The sequence below is a fragment of the Micromonospora sp. NBC_01405 genome (assembly GCF_045040155.1).
GTDB lineage: Bacteria > Actinomycetota > Actinomycetes > Mycobacteriales > Micromonosporaceae > Micromonospora.
Window position 1 is genome coordinate 4,880,488 of sequence record NZ_CP109532.1, and the last position, 20,280, is coordinate 4,900,767.

18 protein-coding genes are annotated in these 20,280 nt (G+C 72.7%); 11 read left to right on the forward strand and 7 right to left on the reverse strand.

Going from position 1 to position 20,280, the window contains the following annotated elements:
* Window positions 1–495 precede the first annotated feature (495 nt).
* From rapZ to OG559_RS21475, 8 genes are all read left to right on the forward strand, one after another.
* Window positions 496–1,410 (forward strand): RNase adapter RapZ, encoded by a 915-nt coding sequence (gene rapZ, locus OG559_RS21440; protein WP_396670825.1) that lies wholly within the window; start codon window positions 496–498, stop codon window positions 1,408–1,410.
* The gene (gene yvcK, locus OG559_RS21445) at window positions 1,407–2,387 is read left to right on the forward strand and encodes a uridine diphosphate-N-acetylglucosamine-binding protein YvcK (RefSeq protein WP_405106320.1); all 981 of its coding nucleotides are present in this window, start codon (window positions 1,407–1,409) and stop codon (window positions 2,385–2,387) included. Before rapZ ends, yvcK begins: the two co-directional genes overlap by 4 nt.
* Window positions 2,388–2,441: 54 nt before the next feature.
* Window positions 2,442–3,422, forward strand: coding sequence for a DNA-binding protein WhiA (gene whiA, locus OG559_RS21450; protein WP_350888106.1), 981 nt, complete (start codon window positions 2,442–2,444; stop codon window positions 3,420–3,422).
* A gap of 335 nt (window positions 3,423–3,757) precedes the next feature.
* On the forward strand, window positions 3,758–4,762 hold the full coding sequence (gene gap / locus OG559_RS21455; RefSeq protein WP_396670823.1) for a type I glyceraldehyde-3-phosphate dehydrogenase: 1,005 nt from the start codon (window positions 3,758–3,760) through the stop codon (window positions 4,760–4,762).
* Window positions 4,759–5,958 carry a phosphoglycerate kinase gene (locus OG559_RS21460; RefSeq protein WP_405106322.1) on the forward strand — a complete coding sequence of 400 codons (1,200 nt, stop codon included), beginning with the start codon at window positions 4,759–4,761 and terminating at the stop codon, window positions 5,956–5,958. The genes gap and OG559_RS21460 overlap by 4 nt, the downstream gene beginning before the upstream one ends.
* The gene (gene tpiA, locus OG559_RS21465; RefSeq protein WP_405106324.1) at window positions 5,958–6,749 is read left to right on the forward strand and encodes a triose-phosphate isomerase; all 792 of its coding nucleotides are present in this window, start codon (window positions 5,958–5,960) and stop codon (window positions 6,747–6,749) included. The genes OG559_RS21460 and tpiA overlap by 1 nt, the downstream gene beginning before the upstream one ends.
* Window positions 6,750–6,844: 95 nt before the next feature.
* Window positions 6,845–7,105, forward strand: coding sequence for a preprotein translocase subunit SecG (gene secG, locus OG559_RS21470; RefSeq protein WP_350888110.1), 261 nt, complete (start codon window positions 6,845–6,847; stop codon window positions 7,103–7,105).
* Between the two features lie 136 nt (window positions 7,106–7,241).
* Entirely contained in the window at window positions 7,242–7,586 is a 345-nt protein-coding gene (locus OG559_RS21475; protein WP_396670819.1) for an RNA polymerase-binding protein RbpA, read from the forward strand.
* A gap of 95 nt (window positions 7,587–7,681) precedes the next feature.
* Here the strand turns inward: OG559_RS21475 and pgl are convergent, their stop codons facing one another.
* From pgl to tkt, 6 genes are all read right to left on the reverse strand, one after another.
* Window positions 7,682–8,452, reverse strand: coding sequence for a 6-phosphogluconolactonase (pgl, locus tag OG559_RS21480; RefSeq protein ID WP_405106327.1), 771 nt, complete (start codon window positions 8,450–8,452; stop codon window positions 7,682–7,684).
* Window positions 8,453–8,579: 127 nt separating this feature from the next.
* Window positions 8,580–9,596 (reverse strand): glucose-6-phosphate dehydrogenase assembly protein OpcA, encoded by a 1,017-nt coding sequence (locus OG559_RS21485; protein WP_405106329.1) that lies wholly within the window; start codon window positions 9,594–9,596, stop codon window positions 8,580–8,582.
* 31 nt (window positions 9,597–9,627) lie between these two features.
* Window positions 9,628–11,178: a glucose-6-phosphate dehydrogenase gene (gene zwf / locus OG559_RS21490; RefSeq protein ID WP_396670816.1), complete on the reverse strand. Its 1,551-nt coding sequence runs from the start codon at window positions 11,176–11,178 to the stop codon at window positions 9,628–9,630.
* Window positions 11,179–11,180: 2 nt separating this feature from the next.
* Window positions 11,181–12,827: a glucose-6-phosphate isomerase gene (locus OG559_RS21495; RefSeq protein ID WP_405106331.1), complete on the reverse strand. Its 1,647-nt coding sequence runs from the start codon at window positions 12,825–12,827 to the stop codon at window positions 11,181–11,183.
* Between the two features lie 46 nt (window positions 12,828–12,873).
* On the reverse strand, window positions 12,874–14,052 hold the full coding sequence (gene tal, locus OG559_RS21500) for a transaldolase (RefSeq protein WP_405106333.1): 1,179 nt from the start codon (window positions 14,050–14,052) through the stop codon (window positions 12,874–12,876).
* A gap of 16 nt (window positions 14,053–14,068) precedes the next feature.
* A complete protein-coding gene (gene tkt / locus OG559_RS21505) occupies window positions 14,069–16,207 on the reverse strand; it encodes a transketolase (RefSeq protein WP_405106335.1) in 2,139 nt (712 codons plus the stop codon).
* A gap of 250 nt (window positions 16,208–16,457) precedes the next feature.
* Here tkt and OG559_RS21510 point away from each other — a divergent pair, with 250 nt between their 5' ends.
* From OG559_RS21510 to OG559_RS21520, 3 genes are all read left to right on the forward strand, one after another.
* The gene (locus OG559_RS21510) at window positions 16,458–17,417 is read left to right on the forward strand and encodes a heme o synthase (protein ID WP_405106337.1); all 960 of its coding nucleotides are present in this window, start codon (window positions 16,458–16,460) and stop codon (window positions 17,415–17,417) included.
* 378 nt (window positions 17,418–17,795) lie between these two features.
* Window positions 17,796–18,131 (forward strand): hypothetical protein, encoded by a 336-nt coding sequence (locus tag OG559_RS21515; protein WP_387023893.1) that lies wholly within the window; start codon window positions 17,796–17,798, stop codon window positions 18,129–18,131.
* 8 nt (window positions 18,132–18,139) lie between these two features.
* Window positions 18,140–19,063, forward strand: a complete 924-nt coding sequence (locus tag OG559_RS21520; RefSeq protein ID WP_405106339.1) for a RimK family alpha-L-glutamate ligase — start codon at window positions 18,140–18,142, stop codon at window positions 19,061–19,063.
* A 177-nt stretch (window positions 19,064–19,240) separates the two neighbouring features.
* Here the strand turns inward: OG559_RS21520 and OG559_RS21525 are convergent, their stop codons facing one another.
* Window positions 19,241–20,197, reverse strand: coding sequence for a COX15/CtaA family protein (locus OG559_RS21525; RefSeq protein ID WP_405106341.1), 957 nt, complete (start codon window positions 20,195–20,197; stop codon window positions 19,241–19,243).
* Window positions 20,198–20,280 lie beyond the last annotated feature (83 nt).

Genomic DNA, 20,280 nt, shown 5'->3' on the forward strand with positions numbered 1-20,280 from the left:
GGACGAGACCCGGGCGCGGGCGCGACGGCGACGCTGGCGACGACGCCCGGACCGGGAGGCCGGTGACCGCCGGCCGCGTGGACGCACCCGCCCAACCCACCGAAACGCAGTAGATTGACACGGATCAATGTCCAATCGCAGTGTGGCGCGGCTTTCGCCGACTGACTTCTTCCATCGTGCCCAATCCCGCCACCCCGTGCCCAATCCCGCCACCCCAGCACCCCCGGAACCGCGATCTTGCACTTGCGGCCCTCGATATGTCGCTCACGCGCCCTATGTCTGGGCCGCAAGTGCAAGATCGGCATGGAGCGGGGCTTGGGGGGGCGTGGAGCGGGGCTTGGGGGGTGGAGCGGGGATGGGTGGGAGCGGGGGAGGGTGGGTGGGGTGGGGTGTTGCGGTGTGGGCTGCGCCGGGGGCGGGGTTCGGCGGGATAGAGTCGCAGATTGGCCGTGCGCGGTCATCTCGACCGTGGCGTCACCCGTGGGGGAGTAGGCAGTGAACGAGGCGCGGACGCCCGAGGTTCCGGTGACCAGCGATCCGACATCGGAAGCGGAGACCACCCTGGTGGTGGTGACCGGCGTGTCCGGCGGTGGTCGCAGCACCGTGGCGCGGGCGCTGGAGAACGTCGGCTACTACGTGGTCGACAACCTGCCCCAGGCGCTGATGCTCGACATGGCCGAGCTGGCCGTCAAGGCCGGCGGCGCGGCCCGGCGTACCGCGATGGTGCTGGACGTGCGCTCGCGCGCCTTCTCCACCGACCTGGTCGGGGCGATCCGGGAGCTGAAGGAGCGGGGCTTCTCCCCCCGGGTGGTCTTCGTCGACGCCGACGACGAGGTGCTGATCCGCCGGTTCGAGAGCGTCCGGCGCTCGCACCCGTTGCAGGGCGACGGGCGGCTCGCCGACGGCATCGCCGTGGAGCGGGGCCTGCTGGAGGAGGCCCGGGACCAGGCCGACGTGATCATCGACACCAGCCACCTGAACGTCAACCAGCTCCGCCGCCGGATCGAGGAGCTGTTCGGCGGCGAGGACAGCCGCCGGCTGCGGGTCACCGTGCTCTCCTTCGGCTTCAAGTACGGCCTCCCGCCCGACGCCGACTTCGTCCTCGACGCCCGGTTCCTCCCGAACCCGTACTGGGTGCCCGAGCTGCGCGAGCACACCGGCCGGGAGGAGGCGGTCAGCGCGTACGTGCTCGGCCAGGAGGGCGCGGACGCCTTCGTCGGCACGTACGCGGACCTGGTCAACGCCACCACCGCCGGCTTCGAGCGGGAGGGCAAGCGCTACCTCACCGTGGCGGTCGGCTGTACCGGCGGCAAGCACCGCAGCGTCGCCATCGCCGAGGAGCTGGCCGCCCGGCTGCGTCACGCCGGCCTCGCCGCCAAGGCCCAGCACCGCGACCTGGGGCGGGAATGACGCCGACGCGGGTGGTCGCGTTCGGCGGCGGGCACGGCCTGTCGGTGTCCCTGCGGGCGCTGCGCCGCTGCGCGCCCGAGCTCGACCTGGACATCACCGCCGTGGTCACCGTCGGCGACGACGGCGGCTCCAGCGGGCGGCTGCGGGCCCGGCGCGGCGGCCTGCCGCCGGGGGACCTGCGCCAGGCGTTGGTGGCCCTCGCCGGCGACCACCCGGCCACCAGGCGCAGCGCGACGCTGTTCCAGCACCGCTTCGCCGGCACCCCCGGTGACCCGGCGGACACCGACGACGGGATCGCCGGGCACGCCGTCGGCAACCTGGTCCTGTGCGGGCTGATCGAGCTGCTCGGCGACCCGGTCGCCGCGCTGGAACACGCCGGGGCGATGCTCGGCGCGGTGGGCCGGGTGCTGCCGATGTCCCGCCAGCCGGTCGGCATCGAGGCCCGGGTACGCGGCGTCGACCCGGCGTGCCCGGACGAGGCGCGTACGGTGAGCGGGCAGCACCAGGTGGCGGTCACCACCGGGCGGGTGGAGGCGCTGCGACTCACCCCGACCGCCCCGGCGGCCTGCGCGGAGGCCGTTGCGGCCACCGCCGAGGCGGACTGGTTGATCTTCGGGCCGGGGAGCTGGTACACCAGCCTGCTGCCGCACCTGCTGGTGCCGGGGCTGGCCGCCGCCATCGTGGCCAGCCCGGCCCGCCGGCTGGTCACCCTCAACCTGGCGGCGGAGAAGGAGACCCTCGGGCTCTCCCTGGCCGACCACCTGGCCACCCTGCGGCACTACCTGCCCGAGTTGACGGTGGACGCCGTGCTGGCGGACTCCAAGGCGGTGGGCGATCCCGGCCCCGTCGAGCGTGCGGCAGAATCGCTGGGTGCCCGGCTGCTCCTCGCCCCGGTCGCCGTCACCGACGGCGGGCCCCATCACGATCCGGCAGCCCTGGGCGCAGCCCTGGTGCCTGTCCTGGGCGCCGATCGTTAAGCACGTACGTAATCTCCGGCGATACGCCGGAACCGGTCCGTGAGGGGGCGCACAATGGCGATGACGGCTGCGGTCAAGGACGAGCTGAGCCGGGTCGACGTGCCCAAGCCCTGCTGCCGGCGGGCAGAGATGGCGGCGCTGCTGCGCTTCGCCGGCGGGCTGCACATCGTCTCCGGCCGGGTGGTGGTGGAGGCCGAACTCGACACCGGGGCGGTGGCCCGGCGGCTGCGCCGGGAGATCGCCGAGGTCTACGGCTACTCCAGCGAGATCCACGTGTTGGCCTCCGGCGGGCTGCGCAAGGGCAGCCACTTCATCGTCCGGGTGGTCAAGGACGGCGAGGCCCTGGCCCGGCAGACCGGGCTGCTCGACGTCCGGGGCCGGCCGGTGCGAGGGCTGCCCCCGCACGTGGTGGCCGCGAACGTCTGCTGCGCGGTGTCCGCGTGGCGGGGGGCGTTCATGGCACACGGCTCCCTGACCGAGCCGGGCCGCTCCAGCGCCCTGGAGATCACCTGCCCCGGCCCGGAGTCGGCGCTGGCGCTGGTGGGCGCGGCCCGCCGGCTCGGCATCACCGCGAAGAACCGCGAGGTGCGCGGCGTGGACCGGGTGGTGGTCAAGGACGGCGACGCGATCGCCGCGCTGCTCACCCGGGTGGGGGCACACTCCAGCGTGCTGGCCTGGGAGGAACGCCGGGTGCGCCGTGAGGTGCGGGCGACGGCCAACCGGCTGGCCAACTTCGACGACGCCAACCTGCGCCGCTCGGCGCGGGCCGCGGTGGCCGCCGCCGCGCGGGTGACCCGGGCCCTGGAGATTCTCGCCGACGACGCCCCGAACCACCTCACGTCCGCCGGCCAGCTGCGACTGGAGCACCGGCAGGCGTCCCTGGAGGAACTGGGCGCGCTCGCCGACCCGCCGCTGACCAAGGACGCCATCGCCGGGCGGATCCGCCGGCTGCTGGCGCTGGCCGACAAGCGAGCCCGTGACCTGGGCATCCCGGATACGGAAGCGGCCGTCACGCCCGACATGCTCGTGGTCTGATAGGACGGTGGCGGTAGGCGGACGGCGGCGCGCGCGGCGGCGGGCGGCGGCCCGCCCCGCCGCACGTCCCCGGGCCGGGACCCGGCCCGGGAACGCGAAGCGGATCACCACCCGGCGCAGCACGCCGCCATGCGCTCGGATAGGGTCGCTGCATACGGCAAGGGGGCCGGCACCGGCACTCCTCGCCGTGCTCACCGCCTCGGGCGGTCATGGTCCTGCGGACCGCGGCGGGGTGGCCGACATGAACTGTCAACGGCCGGCTCCAACGGCCGGCGCACATCACCTCGCCGGCCGAAGCTGACGCCGGCGGATCAGAACGCGAGGAGACGGGACCTGTGACCATCCGGGTTGGCATCAACGGCTTCGGCCGCATCGGCCGTAACTTCTTCCGGGCCGTGCTGGCGTCCGGCGCGGACATCGAGGTCGTGGCCGTCAACGACCTGACCGACAACGCGACGCTCGCTCACCTGCTCAAGTACGACAGCATCCTGGGTCGCCTGCCGCACGAGGTCAAGGCGACCGCCGACGAGATCATCGTGGGTGGCAAGGCCATCAAGGCGTACGCCGAGAAGGACCCGGCGAAGCTGCCGTGGGGCGAGGCCGGCGTGGACGTGGTCATCGAGTCCACCGGCTTCTTCACCGACGCCAACAAGGCGAAGGCGCACGTCGCCGGCGGGGCCAAGAAGGTCATCATCTCCGCCCCGGCGAAGAACGAGGACGTCACGGTCGTCATGGGCGTGAACCAGGACCAGTACGACCCGGCCAAGCACACGATCATCTCGAACGCCTCCTGCACCACCAACTGCCTCGCCCCGATGGCGAAGGTGCTGCACGACACGTTCGGCATCCAGCACGGCCTGATGACGACGATCCACGCGTACACCCAGGACCAGAACCTCCAGGACGCGCCGCACTCCGACCTGCGTCGCGCCCGGGCCGCCGCGCTGAACATCGTCCCGACCTCCACCGGCGCCGCGAAGGCCATCGGCCTGGTGCTGCCGGAGCTGAAGGGCAAGCTCGACGGGTACGCGCTGCGGGTGCCGATCCCGACCGGCTCGGCCACCGACCTCACGGTCAACGTCAACCGGGAAACCACGGTGGACGAGGTCAACGCAGCGCTGAAGGCCGCCGCCGAGGGCCCGCTCAAGGGCATCCTGGTCTACAACGAGGACCCGATCGTCTCCTCGGACATCGTCACCGACCCGGCGTCGTGCATCTTCGACGCGCCGCTGACCAAGGTCGTGGGCAACCAGGTCAAGGTCGTCGGCTGGTACGACAACGAGTGGGGCTACTCCAACCGCCTGGTCGACCTGGTCAAGCTGGTGGGTTCCTCGCTGTGAGTATCCGCAACCTCGACGACCTGCTCGCCGAGGGGGTGTCGGGTCGGCGCGTACTGGTACGCGCCGACCTGAACGTCCCACTCGACAAGCAGACCGGCGCGATCGCCGACGACGGCCGGATCCGCGCGGTGCTGCCGACGCTGACCGCCCTGACCGGGGCCGGCGCGAAGGTCGTGGTGTTCTCGCACCTGGGCCGCCCGAAGGGCTCGCCCGACCCGCAGTTCAGCCTCCGCCCGGTCGCGGCCCGCCTCGGCGAGCTGCTCGACGCGCAGGTGCGGTTCGCCGAGGACACCGTCGGCGACTCCGCCCGGTCCACGGTCGACGCGCTCGCCGACGGCGAGGTCGCCCTGCTGGAGAACCTCCGCTTCAACAAGGGAGAGACCAGCAAGGACGACGCCGAGCGGGGCGCGTTCGCCGACCAGCTCGCCGCGTTGGGCGAGGCGTACGTCGACGACGCGTTCGGCGCGGTGCACCGCAAGCACGCCAGCGTCTTCGACGTGCCGGCCCGGCTGCCGCACGTCGCCGGTCGGCTGGTGCTGCGTGAGGTGGAGGTGCTGGCGAAGCTCGCCGGCGAGCCGGCGCGGCCGTACGTGGTGGTGCTCGGTGGCTCCAAGGTGTCCGACAAGCTCGCGGTGATCGAGGCGCTGCTGCCGAAGGTGGACAGGCTGCTCATCGGCGGCGGGATGTGCTTCACCTTCCTCAAGGCCCAGGGCCACGAGGTGGGCACCTCGCTGCTGGAGAAGGAGATGGTGGAGACCTGCCGCAACCTCCTGGAGCGGTCCGAGGGCAAGATCATGCTCCCGGTCGACGTGGTGGTGGCGGACGCCTTCGCCCCCGACGCGGCGCACGACACGGTCCGCGCCGACGCCATCCCCAGCCACCGGCTCGGGCTCGACATCGGCCCGGAGACGGTGGCCGGCTTCGCGGCGGCCCTGGCCCAGGCGAAGACGATCTTCTGGAACGGGCCGATGGGCGTGTTCGAGATGCCGGCGTTCGCCAACGGCACCCGGGGCGTCGCCGAGGCGATCACCTCCGCCGACGCGTTCAGCGTGGTCGGCGGCGGCGACTCCGCCGCGGCGGTCCGTGCGTTGGGGCTGGACGAGTCCGCCTTCAACCACATCTCCACAGGCGGCGGCGCCTCCCTGGAATACCTGGAGGGCAAGACCCTCCCCGGCATCGCGGCGCTGGAGGACTGATGGCGGTGACCAACCGCCGGCCGCTGATGGCCGGCAACTGGAAGATGAACCTCAACCACTTCGAGGCCAACGCGCTGGTGCAGAAGCTGGCCGCGAGCCTGACCGAGAAGCAGCTCACCGACGTCGAGTGCGTCGTGCTGCCGCCCTTCACCGACCTGCGCAGCGTGCAGACCGCGGTGGACGGCGACAAGGTGCTGATCGGCTACGGCGGGCAGGACCTGTCGCCGTACCAGTCGGGGGCCTACACCGGCGACATCTCCGGGGCGATGCTGGCGAAGCTCGGCTGCACGTACGTGTTGGTCGGCCACTCCGAGCGGCGGCAGTACCACCACGAGGACGACGCGCTGGTCAACGACAAGGTGTCCGCCGCGCTGGCCAACGGGCTCACCCCGATCCTGTGCATCGGGGAGGGGCTGGAGGTCCGCGAGCAGCTCCGGCACGTGCCGCACTGCTGCGACCAGCTCGACGGCGCGCTGCGCGGGCTCAGCCGCGAGCAGATCACCAAGGTCGTCGTGGCGTACGAGCCGGTCTGGGCGATCGGGACGGGCAAGACGGCCACCCCCGAGGACGCCCAGGAGGTGTGCGGGGAGGTCCGCAAGCGGCTGGTCGAGACCTTCGACCAGACGACCGCGGACCAGGTCCGGATCCTCTACGGCGGGTCGGTGAAGTCCTCGAACATCGCCTCGATCATGGCCAAGCCGGACGTGGACGGTGCCCTGGTGGGCGGCGCGAGCCTGGACGGCGAGGAATTCGCCAAGATCTGCCGGTTCCCGGAGCACATCACCCGCTGACGGCTCGCTATCCTTGACTCCGCCCGTCCGTCGGTCGGTGCCGCAGTGCCCGACCTGTCCGGGCGAGGATCGCTACGAGAGGACTGACCCCAGCCATGCCGATCTGGTTCGCATACACGTTGATCGTGTTGCTGGTCATCACGAGCGTCATGCTCACCATGCTCATCCTGCTGCACCGCGGTAAGGGCGGTGGGATGTCGAGCATGTTCGGCGGTGGGGTCAGCTCCAGCCTCGCCGGCTCCTCGGTGGCCGAGAAGAACCTCGACCGCTACACGGTCCTGGTGGGCATCGTCTGGTTCGCCTGTATCGTCGGGCTGGGGCTTTGGCTGCGACTCCAGCTCAGCAGCGGGGCCTGAGAGCGAGCCCGCCGAGTCGTACAATCTGCGCGCGGTCCGTCACCGACGGGCCGCGCGCAGTTGTTTTTCCCGCTGCACCGCGTCGCCCGCCGCCCGCCCGAGCGGTGGTCCCCTCCGATGACAGGAGCGAGCAGCCGTGGCGAGTGGCAACCTGATTCGGGGTGCCCGGACCGGATCCGGCCCGGAACGCTTCAACGAGCGGCACGCGCCGGCCCCGCGCCGGTCGGTCACCTACTGGTGCCGCAACGACCACCGGATCGACGTCCCGATCGCGGCGGATGCCGAGCCGCCGCCGCAGTGGGACTGCCCCCGTTGCGGGGTTCCGGCCGGCCAGGACCAGGGCAACCCGCCGGGCCGGGCGCGCCCGGAGCCCTACAAGACCCACCTGGCGTACGTGAAGGAACGGCGCACCCCGGAGGAGGGTGAGGCCCTGCTGGCCGAGGCCCTGGCCGCCCTGCGCCGCCGCCGGGGCCGGGCCTGAGCGCCGGGCCGGGGCCTGAGCAGCCGGGGTATGGCCTGAGCGGCCGGCCCCGCCGGACACAAGGAAGGGCCCCCGCGGGGGCCCTTCCGTAGGGCTCAGCGCAGGCTGCGCAGTCGGGGCGGGGTGTCGGCCGCCGCCGCCCGGTCCAGCAGCCAGAGGGTGCGCCCGACGCCCTGCGCCCCGGCCGCCGGGAGCTGCACCTGGCCGGCCCCGGCCAGCGCCATGGCGACCGCGCGGGCCTTGTCGGCGCCGCTGGCGACCAGCCAGACCTCCTCGGCGGTGTTGATCGCCGGGAGGGTGAGCGTGGTGCGCACCGGCGGCGGCTTGGGGCTGCCCCGCACAGCGCTGACCGGCCGGCTGTCGTGGTGCACGGGGTGCTCCGGGAAGACCGAGGCGACGTGCCCGTCCTCGCCCACCCCGAGCATCAGCACGTCGAAGTGGGGGAGCACGGCGTGCCCGGGGCGGGCCGCCCGGGCCAGCTCGGCGGCGTACCCGGCGGCGGCGGCCTCGGGGTCGGCCCCGGCCGGGCCGTCGGAGGCCGGCATCGGGTGCACCCGGGCCGGGTCCAGCGGCAGCGCGTCCAGCAGCGCCGCCCGGGCCTGCGTCTCGTTGCGCTCCGGGTCCCCGGCCGGCAGGAACCGCTCGTCGCCCCACCAGACGTCGACCCGGGACCAGTCGACCGCGTCCCGCGCCGGCAGCGCGTCCACCGCCCGGTACACGGCGGCGGCGATCCGGCCGCCGGTCAGCACCATCGCCGCCTGGCCGCGATCCGCCTGCGCGTCGAGCAGCTTCACCAGCAACCGGGCCGCCACCGCCTGCGCCAGCAGTTCGGCATCGGCGTGGACGGCGACACTCGTCTCACTCATGTGTTGTGCCCTCGTCTCCGGACCGCCCGCGCGGTCCCTGTTCGTGGTGCCCGGGGGCCGGCGGCCCTCCGTCGCGCGTGCCCGCGAACCGGGCCGGCGGGCCGGACCCGGCCCGCCGGCGCCGTCGTCAGGACCTCGCGCTGGTGCCGGTGTGGGCGGTGACCCCCGCCTCGGCCCGCTTCGCGGTCGCCGGGTCCTTCCAGACGTGCACCCGCTGGGCGGGCCGCTCGTCCAGCCCGGAGACACCGGCCATGGCGCCCAGCGCCTCGGCGTAGACCTGGTCGGCGTCCAGCCGACGCAGCTCCTCGGCCAACTCGTCACCGAGCGGCCGGCGCATCAGCGGCAACTGCCGGTCGTCCTGCCCGGTGCGCCGGAACGTGGCCAGGCTGTCCTCCCGGGTCAGGGTGAGCACTTCGCCGTTGGCGCAGCTCAGCTGCACCTCCCGCATCCGGGGGGACGCGTCGCTGGGCTCCCAGCGCGGGGTGATCCCGAGCCGGCTGCCCAGCCAGCCGCACATCAGCGCGGCCGTCGGGTCGGTCGGCGGGGCCACCACCCGGGCCTCGGTGACCCGGGCCTCCGTGGTGTCGAACGCGCCGGCCACCAGGGTGCGCCACGGGGTGATCCGGGTCCACGCCAGGTCGGTGTCCCCCGGGGCGTAGTCCCGGGCCCGCTGGCGTAGCGCCTCGATCGGGTCGGCGGCCTGCGCCGTGTCGGTGATCCGCCGGTCGGCGACCACCCCGAGGAAGTCCGTCGCGATCTCCGCCGCCGGCTCGCCGTGCCACCACGTCACCACCGGAACGTCCGGCACCAGCAGCGGCATCACCACCGACTCGGCGTGCAGCGCCAGCCGGCCGTACATCCGGGTGACCACCGCCTCGCACGGGCCGAGCCGGCCGCCGACGACGATTTCCGCGTCCAGCCGGTTGCGCTCCCGCTCGACGTCGGTTCGGACCACCACGAGCAGCCGGCACGGGTGGGCGGCGGCGGCGATGGTCGCCGCCGCCTCCGCCTCGCGGACCCGCTTCTCGTCGACCACCACGATCAGGGTGAGCGCCATGCCGCTGGCCACCCCGCCCGCGCTGCGCCGCTCCGCGGCGAGCGCCTTGACCACCTCGTTGCCGGTGGTGTCCCAGAGCCCGATCAATGGAACCTCCTGGTTCGCTCGCTGTGCCCGCTCACGCTCTCCGCCACGCCCGGCCCTCGCGGGCCAGCATCTCGTCGGAGGCCCGGGGGCCCCACTCGCCGGCCCGGTACGGCTCCGGCTTCGTGCCCTCCCAGGCGTGTTCCAGGGGGTCCACCACCGCCCAGCTCTGCTCGACCTCGGCGGCGTCGGGGAAGAGGGTACGGTCGCCGATCAGCACGTCCAGCACCAGCCGTTCGTACGCCTCGGGGCTGGACTCGGTGAACGCCTCGCCGTACTGGAAGTCCATCGCGATGTCGCGGACCTCCATCGTGGTGCCCGGCACCTTGGAGCCGAACTTCAGCACCACGCCCTCGTCCGGCTGCACCCGGATGACGAGCTGGTTGTTGCCGAGCATCTCCATGTCGGCCGCGTTGAACGGCAGGTGCGGGGCCTTCTTGAACATGATGGCGACCTCGGTCACCCGCCGGGGCAGCCGCTTGCCGGCCCGGATGTAGAACGGCACCCCCGCCCAGCGGCGGTTCTGGATGCCCAGCTCCACCGCCACGTACGTCTCCGTGGTGGAGTCCGCCGGGACACCCTCCTCGTCCAGGTAGCCGACCGCCCGCTGCCCGGCGACCCAGCCCGGCAGGTACTGCCCGCGCACGGTGCCCCGGGAGACGTCCTTCGGCAGGGTGATCGCCTTGAGCACCTTCAGCTTCTCGGCCCGGATCTCGTCGGCGTCGAAGCTGGTCGGCTCCTCCATCGCCACCAGCGCCAGGAGTTGGAGCAGGTGGTTCTGGAAGACGTCCCGGGCGGTGCCGACCGAGTCGTAGAAGCCGGCCCGGCTGCCGATGCCGACGTCCTCGGCCATCGTGATCTGCACCGAGTCGACGTACTTGGAGTTCCACAGTGGCTCGAACAGGCTGTTGGCGAACCGCAGGGCCAGGATGTTCTGGACGGTCTCCTTGCCCAGGTAGTGGTCGATCCGGAAGACGTCCTGCCGGGTGAACACGTCGTCGACGAGGTCGTTGAGCTCCTTCGCCGAGGGCAGGTCGTGCCCGAACGGCTTCTCCACCACCACCCGGCGCCAGCCGCCGCACTTGTCGTTGTCGGCCATTCCGGTGCGGGCGAGCTGCTTGAGCACCACGGGGAACGCCGCCGGGGGGATGGAGAAGTAGAAGGCCGCGTTGCCGTGGATGCCGTGGGTGCCGCGCAGCTCGTCCAGTGTCCGGTTGAGCTGGTCGAAGGCGTTGTCGTCGTCGAACGAGCCGCCGACGAACTTGATGTTGCCGGCCAGCCGCGCCCAGACCTCCTCCCGCCAGGGCGTCCGGGCGTGCTTCTTGGCCGCCTCGTGGGCCAGCGACTCGAAGTCGCCGTCGCCCCAGTCGCGCCGGGCGAAGCCCAGGACCACGAAACCGGGTGGCAGCAGCCCCCGGTTCGCCAGGTCGTAGACCGCCGGTAGCAGCTTCTTCCGCGCCAGGTCACCGGTCACCCCGAAGATCACCAGAGCGCAGGGCTCCGGGATCCGCGGCAGCCGCCGGTCCTGCGCGTCGCGCAGCGGGTTCACGCCGCCTCCTCGCTCCGCTGGTGTCACATCGTCCATCGTCAGGTTCGTAGTTGCCGGACCGCGTCGAGCAGCTGGGCCACTCCCGCCGACCGGTCGGTCAGGTGCAGCCGCAGCACCGGACGCCCCCGGCCGGCCAGGGCCTGCCGGTCGCCCGCAGCCTGGGCAGCCTGAAGCTCCCCGAAGGAATACGGCTTCCCGGGCACGTGCAGATCATTGTCGACGGTACCGGTCACCTGGAGGTAACGGCCCACCTGAGGACCACCCCTGTGGTACTGGCCGGTGGAATGCAGGAAGCGCGGCCCCCAGCCGAAGGTGACCGGCCGGCCGGACGCCTCGGCGAGCAGCGGACGCAGCCGGGCGGCGTCGGCGTCGGCGAGCCGGTCCAGGTACGCCAGCACGGCGAGGTAGCCGTCGCCGACGCCGTCGAGCAGGTGACGCAGCGCGCCGGCCAGGTCGCCGGGGCTGCCCGCCGGGGCGTACACCTCGATCGCGCCCGCGGTGGAAGACGGCGGCTCCGCCGGCGCGGCCGAGGCCAGGATGCGTGCGGTGTTCTCCTTGCTCTCGGCGACGTTCGGCTGGTCGAACGGATTCACCCCGAGCACCGCGCCGGCCACCGCCGTGGCGTACTCCCAGGCCAGGAACTGGGCGCCGAGCGGACCGTTGACCGCGACGTCCGGCGCGCACCCGCCGCCGGGGACGGCCCCGGGGGGCAGCGCCCCGCCGTAGCTGACGGTGAGCACGTCCGGGCCGGCGCCGCCGGGGGCGTCAGGGGACTCCAGCACGACCGGCAGGATGCCGAGGCCGGCCTTGCCGGTGGACTCGGCGAGCAACTGCTCGATCCAGTCGCCGAGCCCGTCGATCCCGGTGCCGTCGCCGATCAGGGCGATCTTGTCCCGGCCCCCGGTGGCCGCCGCGCCGAGCGCGGCGCCCAGCGCCAGGCCCGGGTTGTCGGTGTCCCGGGCCAGCGACTGCGACAGCGCCTCGGCCTGTTCGAGCAGCTCCGTCACCTCGACCCCGGCCAACGCCGCCGGCACCAGCCCGAACGCGGTCAGCGCCGAGTACCGGCCGCCCACCTGCGGGTCGGCGAGCACGGTGACCGCGCCCAACTCGGCGGCGACGGACTCCAGCGGGGAGCCCGGGTCGGTGACCACCACGAAGTGCCGGCCGGCCTCCGCCTCGGTCAGCCCGGCGTCGAGGAACGCCTGGAGGTAGGCCCGCCGGTGGCTGTCGGTCTCCACCGTGCTGCCGGACTTGCTGGCCAGCACCACCACGGTGCGCTCCAGCCGGTCGGCCAGCGCCGCCCGGACCTGGCCCGGGTCGGTGGTGTCCAGCACGGTCAGCGGCCGGCCCAGGGTGCGGGTGATCACCTCGGCGGCCAGCGACGAGCCGCCCATCCCGGCGAGCACCACGTGGTCCAGGTCCGCCAGTTCGGCGGTCAGTTCGGCGAGCTGGGGGAGTAGCTCCCAGCTGCGCCGGTGGGTGTCCAGCCAGCCGAGCCGGGCCCTCGCCTCGGCCTCGACCTCCGGCCCCCACAGCGTGGGGTCCTTCGCGGCCAGTCCCGCCGGGACGCCCCGGGTCACCAGGGCGTCCCGGGTCGACGCGGGCGCGGACCGGTCGACCGCGTCCGCGCCGTGCACGACCAGCCCGGCGGACGCGTCCGCCGGGCCGGCGAGCAGGTCGCTCACGCGGCCGTCCCGGGGTGGTGCCCCGGTGCGGCCACGTGAGCGTCGGTCACGCGTTGCCCCCCGCCTGCTGGGCGGCCTGCGCGTTGCCCTGCGCGGCCTGGCCGGGCCGCCCGGTGCCCTGGCCCGCCGCGGCGAGCGACTTGCGCACCCCGTCGAGCAGCTCCAGCCAGCTCGCCTCGAACTTCTCCACGCCCTCCTGCTCCAGGACGGCGATGACGTCGGACATGTCGACGCCGACGGCCTCCAGGTCGGTGAAGACCTTGCGGGCCGCGTCGTACGCGCCGGTGATGGTGTCGCCGGGGGTCTCACCGTGGTCGGCGTACGCGTGGATGACCGACTCCGGCATCGTGTTGACCGTGCCGGGGGCGATCAGCTCCTCGACGTAGATGACGTCCCGGTAGTCCGGGTTCTTCGTCGAGGTGGACGCCCACAGCGGGCGCTGCGGGTGGGCGCCCGCGTCGGCCAGGGACTGCCACCGGTCGGAGGAGAAGACCTCGCTGTAGCGCTCGTACGCGAGCTGGGCGTTGGCGACGGCGGCCTTGCCGCGCAGCGCCTTGGCCTCGTCGGAGCCGATCTTCTCCAGCCGCTTGTCGACCTCGGAGTCGACGCGGGAGACGAAGAACGACGCCACCGAGCCGATCTTGGACAGGTCGTGGCCGTTGGCCTTCGCCTGCTCCAGGCCGGCGAGGAACGCCTCCATCACCTGCGAGTACCGGTCCAGGCCGAAGATCAGCGTGACGTTGACGCTGATCCCCTCGGCCAGGGTCGCGGTGATCGCCGGCAGGCCCGCCTCGGTGGCCGGGATCTTGATGAACAGGTTCGGCCGGTCGACCAGCCACCACAGCGCCTTGGCCTCGGCGACCGTCTTGTCGGTCTCGTGGGCCAGCCGCGGGTCCACCTCGATGGAGACCCGGCCGTCGACGCCGTGGCTGGCGTCGTACGACGGCCGCATCACGTCGCACGCCCACCGCACGTCGTACGTGGTGAGCATGCGCACCGACTCCTCCACCTCCACCCCACGGGTGGCGAGGTCGCGCAGCTGCCAGTCGTACTCGTCGGCGTCGGCGAGCGCCTTCGCGAAGATCGTCGGGTTGGTGGTCACCCCGACCACGTGCTTCTCCCGGCGGAGCTGGTCCAGCCCGCCGGAGCTGAGCCGCACCCGGGAGAGATCGTCGAGCCAGACCGCCACCCCGGCGGCGGTGAGCTTGCTAATCCTGTCCGTCATGCCGTCCACGCTCCCCTCAGTTGCCGGTCGTGAAACCGGTGATGTCGCCCACCCGGGTCAGCGCCGCGTGCGCGGCGGCCACGATCCGGTCGGGGGTGAACCCGAACTGCTCGAAGAGCACGGAGTGCGGGGCGCTCGCGCCGTAGTGCTCCAGGCTCACGCTCTCGCCGGAGTCACCGACGATCCCGCGCCAGGACATGCCGATGCCCGCCTCCACGCTCACCCGTGCCTTTACCCCGCGCGGCAGGACCGACTCCCGGTACGCCTCGTCCTGCGCGTAGAACCACTCCTGGCACGGCATCGACACCACCCGGGTGGGGGTGCCGTCGGCCTCCAGCCGCTCCCGGGCGGTGAGGCAGAGCTGCACCTCGGAGCCGGTCCCGACGATGATCACCTGCGGCTTGCCGTTGGACGCCTCGGCCAGCACGTAGCCGCCCTTGGTGACGCCCTCGGCGCCGCCCAGCGTCGAACGGTCCAGGGTCGGCAGGGCCTGCCGGCTCAGCGCCAGCGCGGTCGGCCGGTCGGTGTGCTCCAGCGCCTGCCGCCACGCCCACGCGGTCTCGTTGGCGTCGGCCGGCCGGACCACGTCCAGGCCGGGGATCGCCCGAAGCGCGGTCAGGTGCTCCACCGGCTGGTGGGTCGGGCCGTCCTCGCCGAGGCCGATCGAGTCGTGCGTCCAGACGTAGACGACCGGCAGCTTCATCAGCGCGGCGAGCCGCACCGACGGGCGCATGTAGTCGCTGAACACCAGGAAGGTGCCGCCGTACGGGCGGGTGCCGCCGTGCAGGGAGATGCCGTTGAGGATGGCGCCCATGGCGTGCTCGCGGATGCCGAAGTGCAGCGTGCGGCCGTACTCGTGGCCCGGGAAGTCCTTGGTCGCGTGCGCCGCCGGGATGAACGACGGCTCGCCCTTCATCGTGGTGTTGTTGCTCTCCGCCAGGTCGGCCGAGCCACCCCACAGCTCGGGCAGCACCGGGGCGAGGGCCTCCAGCACCTTGCCGGACGCGGCCCGGGTGGCGACGCCCTTGGCGTCGGCCGGGAAGGTCGGCAGCGCCTCGGTCCAGCCCTCCGGCAGCACCCGCTGGGACATCCGGTCCCACAGCGCCTTGCGCTCCGGGTTGGCCTTCGCCCAGCCCTCGTACGCCTTCTCCCACTCCTGCTGGGCCTGCGCGCCGCGCTCCAGCACCCGGCGGGCGTGGCCGAGGACCTCCTCGTCGACCTCGAAGCTCTGGGCCGGGTCGAAGCCGAGGAGCTGCTTGGTGGCGGCCACCTCGTCGGCGCCCAGCGCCGAGCCGTGGATCTTGCCGGTGTTCTGCTTGTTCGGGGCGGGCCAGCCGATGATGGTGCGCAGTGCGACGAACGAGGGACGCCCGGTCTCGGCCTTCGCCGCCAGCAGCGCCCGGTGCAGCGCCTCGACGTCCTCGTGGTAGTCGCCCTGGTCGGCGTCGCCGGTGCGCCAGTCGACGGTCTGCACGTGCCAGCCGTACGCCTCGTAGCGGGCCGCGACGTCCTCGCTCTTGGCGATGCGGGTGTCGTCCTCGATCGAGATCTCGTTGTCGTCGTAGATCACCGTGAGGTTGCCGAGCTGCTGGTGCCCGGCGAGCGCGCTGACCTCGTGGCTGATGCCCTCCTCGATGTCACCGTCGGAGACGATGCACCAGATGTCGTGGTCGAAGACCGACGCGCCCGCCTCGGACTCCGGGTCGAACAGGCCGCGCTCGCGGCGGGCCGCCATCGCCATGCCGACCGCGTTGCCCAGGCCCTGGCCGAGCGGGCCGGTGGTGGTCTCCACGCCCGGGGTGTGCCCGTGCTCCGGGTGGCCCGGGGTGAGCGAGTCCCACTGCCGCAGCGACTTGAGGTCGTCCAGAGCCAGCGGGTACCCGGAGAGGAAGAGCTGGATGTAGAGGGTCAGGCTGGAGTGGCCGGCGGAGAGCACGAACCGGTCCCGGCCCGCCCAGTTCGGGTCGGTCGGGTTGTGCCGGATCACCCGGTTGAACAGAAGGTACGCCGCGGGGGCGAGGCTCATCGCCGTACCGGGGTGGCCGTTGCCGGATTTCTCCACGGCGTCCATGGCCAGCACGCGGACGAGGTCGACGGCCCGGCGGTCGAGGTCGGACCAGTTGAGTGCGGGTTGCTCGGGTCGGTTGGCAGCCACGATGGTTGTGCTCCTCGGCAGTTGGGCGGAACCCTCACTGATGACCCTATCGAGCGGCCCTAAACCTGCGCCCAGGGATCTCTGCACGCCCGTCCGTGCGGGTCCGACTTCCACCGGGGTGTGACGGCCCGCACCGTTGTCGGGTCGCGCGGGCAGCCAAAACGACGACGCGTAGTGTGTGGATCGGTGTGTGGACCCGGACGGGTCCGACCGACCCAACCCCCCTGCCGACGCCGGAAGGTGGCTATCCGTGAGCATGATCACCGAGCGCCCCGTCAGCGACTCTGCCGGGCAGCCGCCGGTGCGCACGGTGACCGAGACACCGGCGGCGTCCCGGCGGGACGTCCGGGCGGTGGTCTCGGCGTACGTCTCGCTGACCAAGCCCCGCATCGTCGAGCTGCTGCTGGTCACGACCGTCCCGGCGATGATGCTGGCCCAGGGGGGCCTGCCGTCGTTGTGGCTGATGGCGGTGGTGCTGGTGGGCGGCTCGCTCGCCGCCGGCGCGGCCAGCGTGCTCAACTGCTACATCGACCGGGACATCGACCAGCTCATGCGGCGCACCAAGCGCCGCCCGCTGCCGACGCACATCGTCTCGCCGCGCAGCGCGCTCACCTTCGGGCTGGTGCTGGCGGTGATCTCGGTGACCCTGATGGCCGCGTTCACCAACTGGCTGGCCGCCGGGCTGACGCTGGCCGCGATCGCCTACTACGACCTGGTCTACACGCTCTGGTTAAAGCGGACCACGCCGCAGAACACCTTCTGGGGCGGCGCGTGCGGTGCGGCCCCGGTGCTGATCGGCTGGGCCGCGGTGACCGGCTCGCTGGCCCCGGCGGCGTGGGCGTTGTTCGCGGTGGTCTTCTTCTGGCAGATGCCGCACTTCTACCCCCTCGCCATGAAGTACAAGGCGGACTACGCCCGCGCCGGCATCCCGATGCTGCCGGTCGTCGCCTCGACCCGCCGGGTCAACGCCGAGATCATCGGCTTCGCCTGGCTGACCCTGCTCTCCTCGCTGGCCGTCTGGCCGCTCGGGATGAGCGCCATCTACGGCGTCACCGCGCTGGTGTCCGGCGGCGTCTTCGTGTACGAGGCGCACAAGCTGTGCCGCCAGGTGGCCCGGGGCGGGGCGGTCAGGCCGATGCGACTGTTCCACTGGTCGTACGTCTACCTGACCATCCTGTTCGCCGCCGTCGCCGTGGACGCCCTGATCTAGCCGCGGTCTCCGCGAGGGCGCGGGCCGGGGCCGTTCGGGCCCCGGCCCGCGCCGCATCACCGCCCGGCTCCGGCGGTCCGGCTCTGGCGGGTCCGGCTCCGGCGGTCCGGTGTGCGCCGGCCTCCCGTATCGCTCCGACAAATCATCATCATTGATGAGTTGTCCACCTTTGGTGACCTATCGGAATGATTTTCACCCTGAGTCGGGTTCACTCAACTCAGGTAACAACGGGTGACTTTGTCGCTGAGTTATAGCCCCTTAAGCCGGATAAATCCGCGCAAAGTGCCTGTGGGCTTCCTTAAACGGTCGGGTAATGGGCATCACAAATAGTTCATGGTTCTCGCACCTAAGAAGGGAACTCTGCTTAGGCTTCGCGTCATGGCAGAAGGTTCCGATACGACGCTGGCGGCTCAGCAGACCGTCGCCGACCAGACCCCCAACGGTCTGGTCGCGGGCATCAAGTCGTTCGCCGCCGGGCACGGCGGGGCGAAGGCGGTCATCGAGTACGTCGGCAAGCGCGGCGCGCGCATCGTCCTCGTAGGCTCCGACGGGGCCTGGGGCGACCAGTTCGCGGAGGACACCGGCGTCGCGCGGGAGGCGTGCGCCAGGGCGGGAGTCACCGTCGAGAACGCCTGGGAGCGGGAGCTGATGGACCAGATGCGCCCGAGCAACGACCTGTGGCGGTCGATGGCCCGGCGCGCGATGGCCCGTTGACACCCGAGATGACCGAACACCACCACCAGTCGACCCGGGGGGAACCCCGGGTCGCCCTCGTGACGTGCGCCGAGCTGTCCGACCTAGACCCGGACGAGCGGCTTCTGTTCGCCCCGCTGACCGGGCGCGGCGTTTCGGTCACCGTCGCCGTCTGGGACGACCCGGCGGTCGACTGGGCCGCGTACGACCTGGTCGTGATCCGCTCGCCCTGGGACTACGCGCTGCGTCGCGACGAGTTCGTGGCCTGGGCCGACACCGTGCCCCGGCTGGTCAACCCGGCCGACGTGGTGCGCTGGAACACCGACAAGCGCTACCTCGGGGAACTGTCGGCCGCCGGCGTGCCCACCGTACCGACCGGCTGGGTCCTGCCGGGGGAGAGCTGGGAACCGCCGGCCACCCACGGCGAGTACGTGCTCAAGCCGGCGGTCAGCGCCGGCAGCCAGGACACCGGCCGGTACGACCTGGCCGACCCCGGGCACCGCGAGCTGGCCACGGCCCACGTGCGTCGGCTGTCCCGGGCCGGCCGGGTGACCATGGTCCAGCCGTACCTGACGGCGGTGGACACCGCCGGGGAGACCGCGCTGCTGTACCTGGCCGGGCCGGACGGGCTCCGGTTCAGTCACGCGATCCGCAAGGGCCCGATGCTCACCGGCCCCGACCTGGGCCCCGGCGGGCTGTACAAGGCCGAGAACATCAGCTCCCGGACGGCCACCCCCGACCAGCTCGCCGTCGCCGAGCGGACCCTGGCGGCGGTCCCCGGCGGGTCGGAGCGCCTGCTCTACGCCCGGGTCGACCTCATCCCGGGCCCCGACGGGTCACCCGTGCTGGTCGAGCTGGAACTGACCGAGCCGTCCCTGTTCCTCGGGTACGCCGACGGCGCCCCCGACCGCCTGGCCGAAGCGATCCTCACCCACCTGTCCCACCCCCGCTGAACCCGCCCCGCCCCGACCCGCGGGCCCCGCGGGGCGCGCCGCCCCGACCTGATCGCGCAAATTCACGGAAAGAGTGGCCTCGCACCCTCGCGGAGGCCACTCTTTCCGTGAATTTGCGCCCGGCGCGGGGTGCGGTTGCGCCCGGCGCGGTCGGGCCCCGCGCCGGGCGGGGTGGGGTCAGATGGTTGCCGGGACGGTGGGGGTCCTGGTCGGCGCCGGGGTGTCGGTCGGGTGGCGTTCCCGGGTCGACCAGAGCACCGCCAGGGTGGCGAGCAGGACCAGGCAGGAGCCGAGCATGTGCGCTGCGACCAGCACACCGGGCAGGTGGGTGAAGTACTGGACGAAGCCGATCAGGCCCTGACTCAGCTCCACCGCGACCAGCACGAGGGCAGCTCGCTCGGCCCGTCGGGCGCCGACCGCGCGGAACGCGAAGACCAGTGCCACCGAGAGCCCGATCAGCAGGAACACCCCGTCGGCGTGCACCTGCGAGATCGACTGCGGGTCGAGGCCGTTGCGGGCCGCGCCCTGGTCGCCGGCGTGTGGGCCGCTGCCGGTGACCCAGGTGCCGATCACCAGCACCGCGACGCTCACCACGGTGGTGACCAGCGCCAGCGTCCGCAGCGGCCCCGGCACCGTGGGCGCCGTCGGGCCGTCCGGTTCGTTGATGCGCCGCCAGAGCGCGTACGCGACCGCGATCACCGCCATCGAGGCGAGGAAGTGCAGGCCGACCACCCACGGGTTCAGGTTGGTCAGCACGGTGATCCCGCCGATGACCGCCTGCGCGGGGATGCCGAACAGCACCCCGATCGCCAGCGGCAGCAGGGCCCGCCGCCGCGCCCCGTGCAGCAGCACGGCCACCACCACCGCCAGCGCGATCGCGCCGACGGCGAAGGTGAGCAGCCGGTTGCCGAACTCGATGACGCCGTGCACGCCCATCTCCGACGTCGTCGTGTACGACGCGTCGGTGCACCTGGGCCAGGTGGGGCAGCCGAGGCCGGACGCGGTCAACCGGACCGCCCCGCCGGTGACCACGATGGCCACGTTCGCGATGATCGAGGCGAGCGCCAGGCGGCGCAGCAGGGTGGTGGAGGCCGGGAACCGGACGGATCGCTTCACGGGGCAAATCCTACGCAACGTAGTGGAGCCCGATCGGGTGACTCCGCCGCGCCGGTGGCTCGGATCACCGCCCCGGGTTTGCGGGCCTCCGGCGAATTACG

Excerpts from the sequence above, each read along its gene's own strand:
- zwf (WP_396670816.1), bottom strand. The coding sequence starts at position 11,178 with ATGGACGATGTGACACCAGCGGAGCGAGGAGGCGGCGTGAACCCGCTG.
- tal (WP_405106333.1), bottom strand. The coding sequence starts at position 14,052 with ATGACGGACAGGATTAGCAAGCTCACCGCCGCCGGGGTGGCGGTCTGG.
- OG559_RS21520 (WP_405106339.1), top strand. The coding sequence starts at position 18,140 with ATGACCGAACACCACCACCAGTCGACCCGGGGGGAACCCCGGGTCGCC.
- whiA (WP_350888106.1), top strand. The coding sequence starts at position 2,442 with ATGGCGATGACGGCTGCGGTCAAGGACGAGCTGAGCCGGGTCGACGTG.
- tpiA (WP_405106324.1), top strand. The coding sequence starts at position 5,958 with ATGGCGGTGACCAACCGCCGGCCGCTGATGGCCGGCAACTGGAAGATG.
- yvcK (WP_405106320.1), top strand. The coding sequence starts at position 1,407 with ATGACGCCGACGCGGGTGGTCGCGTTCGGCGGCGGGCACGGCCTGTCG.
- pgl (WP_405106327.1), bottom strand. The coding sequence starts at position 8,452 with ATGAGTGAGACGAGTGTCGCCGTCCACGCCGATGCCGAACTGCTGGCG.
- OG559_RS21515 (WP_387023893.1), top strand. The coding sequence starts at position 17,796 with ATGGCAGAAGGTTCCGATACGACGCTGGCGGCTCAGCAGACCGTCGCC.
- secG (WP_350888110.1), top strand. The coding sequence starts at position 6,845 with ATGCCGATCTGGTTCGCATACACGTTGATCGTGTTGCTGGTCATCACG.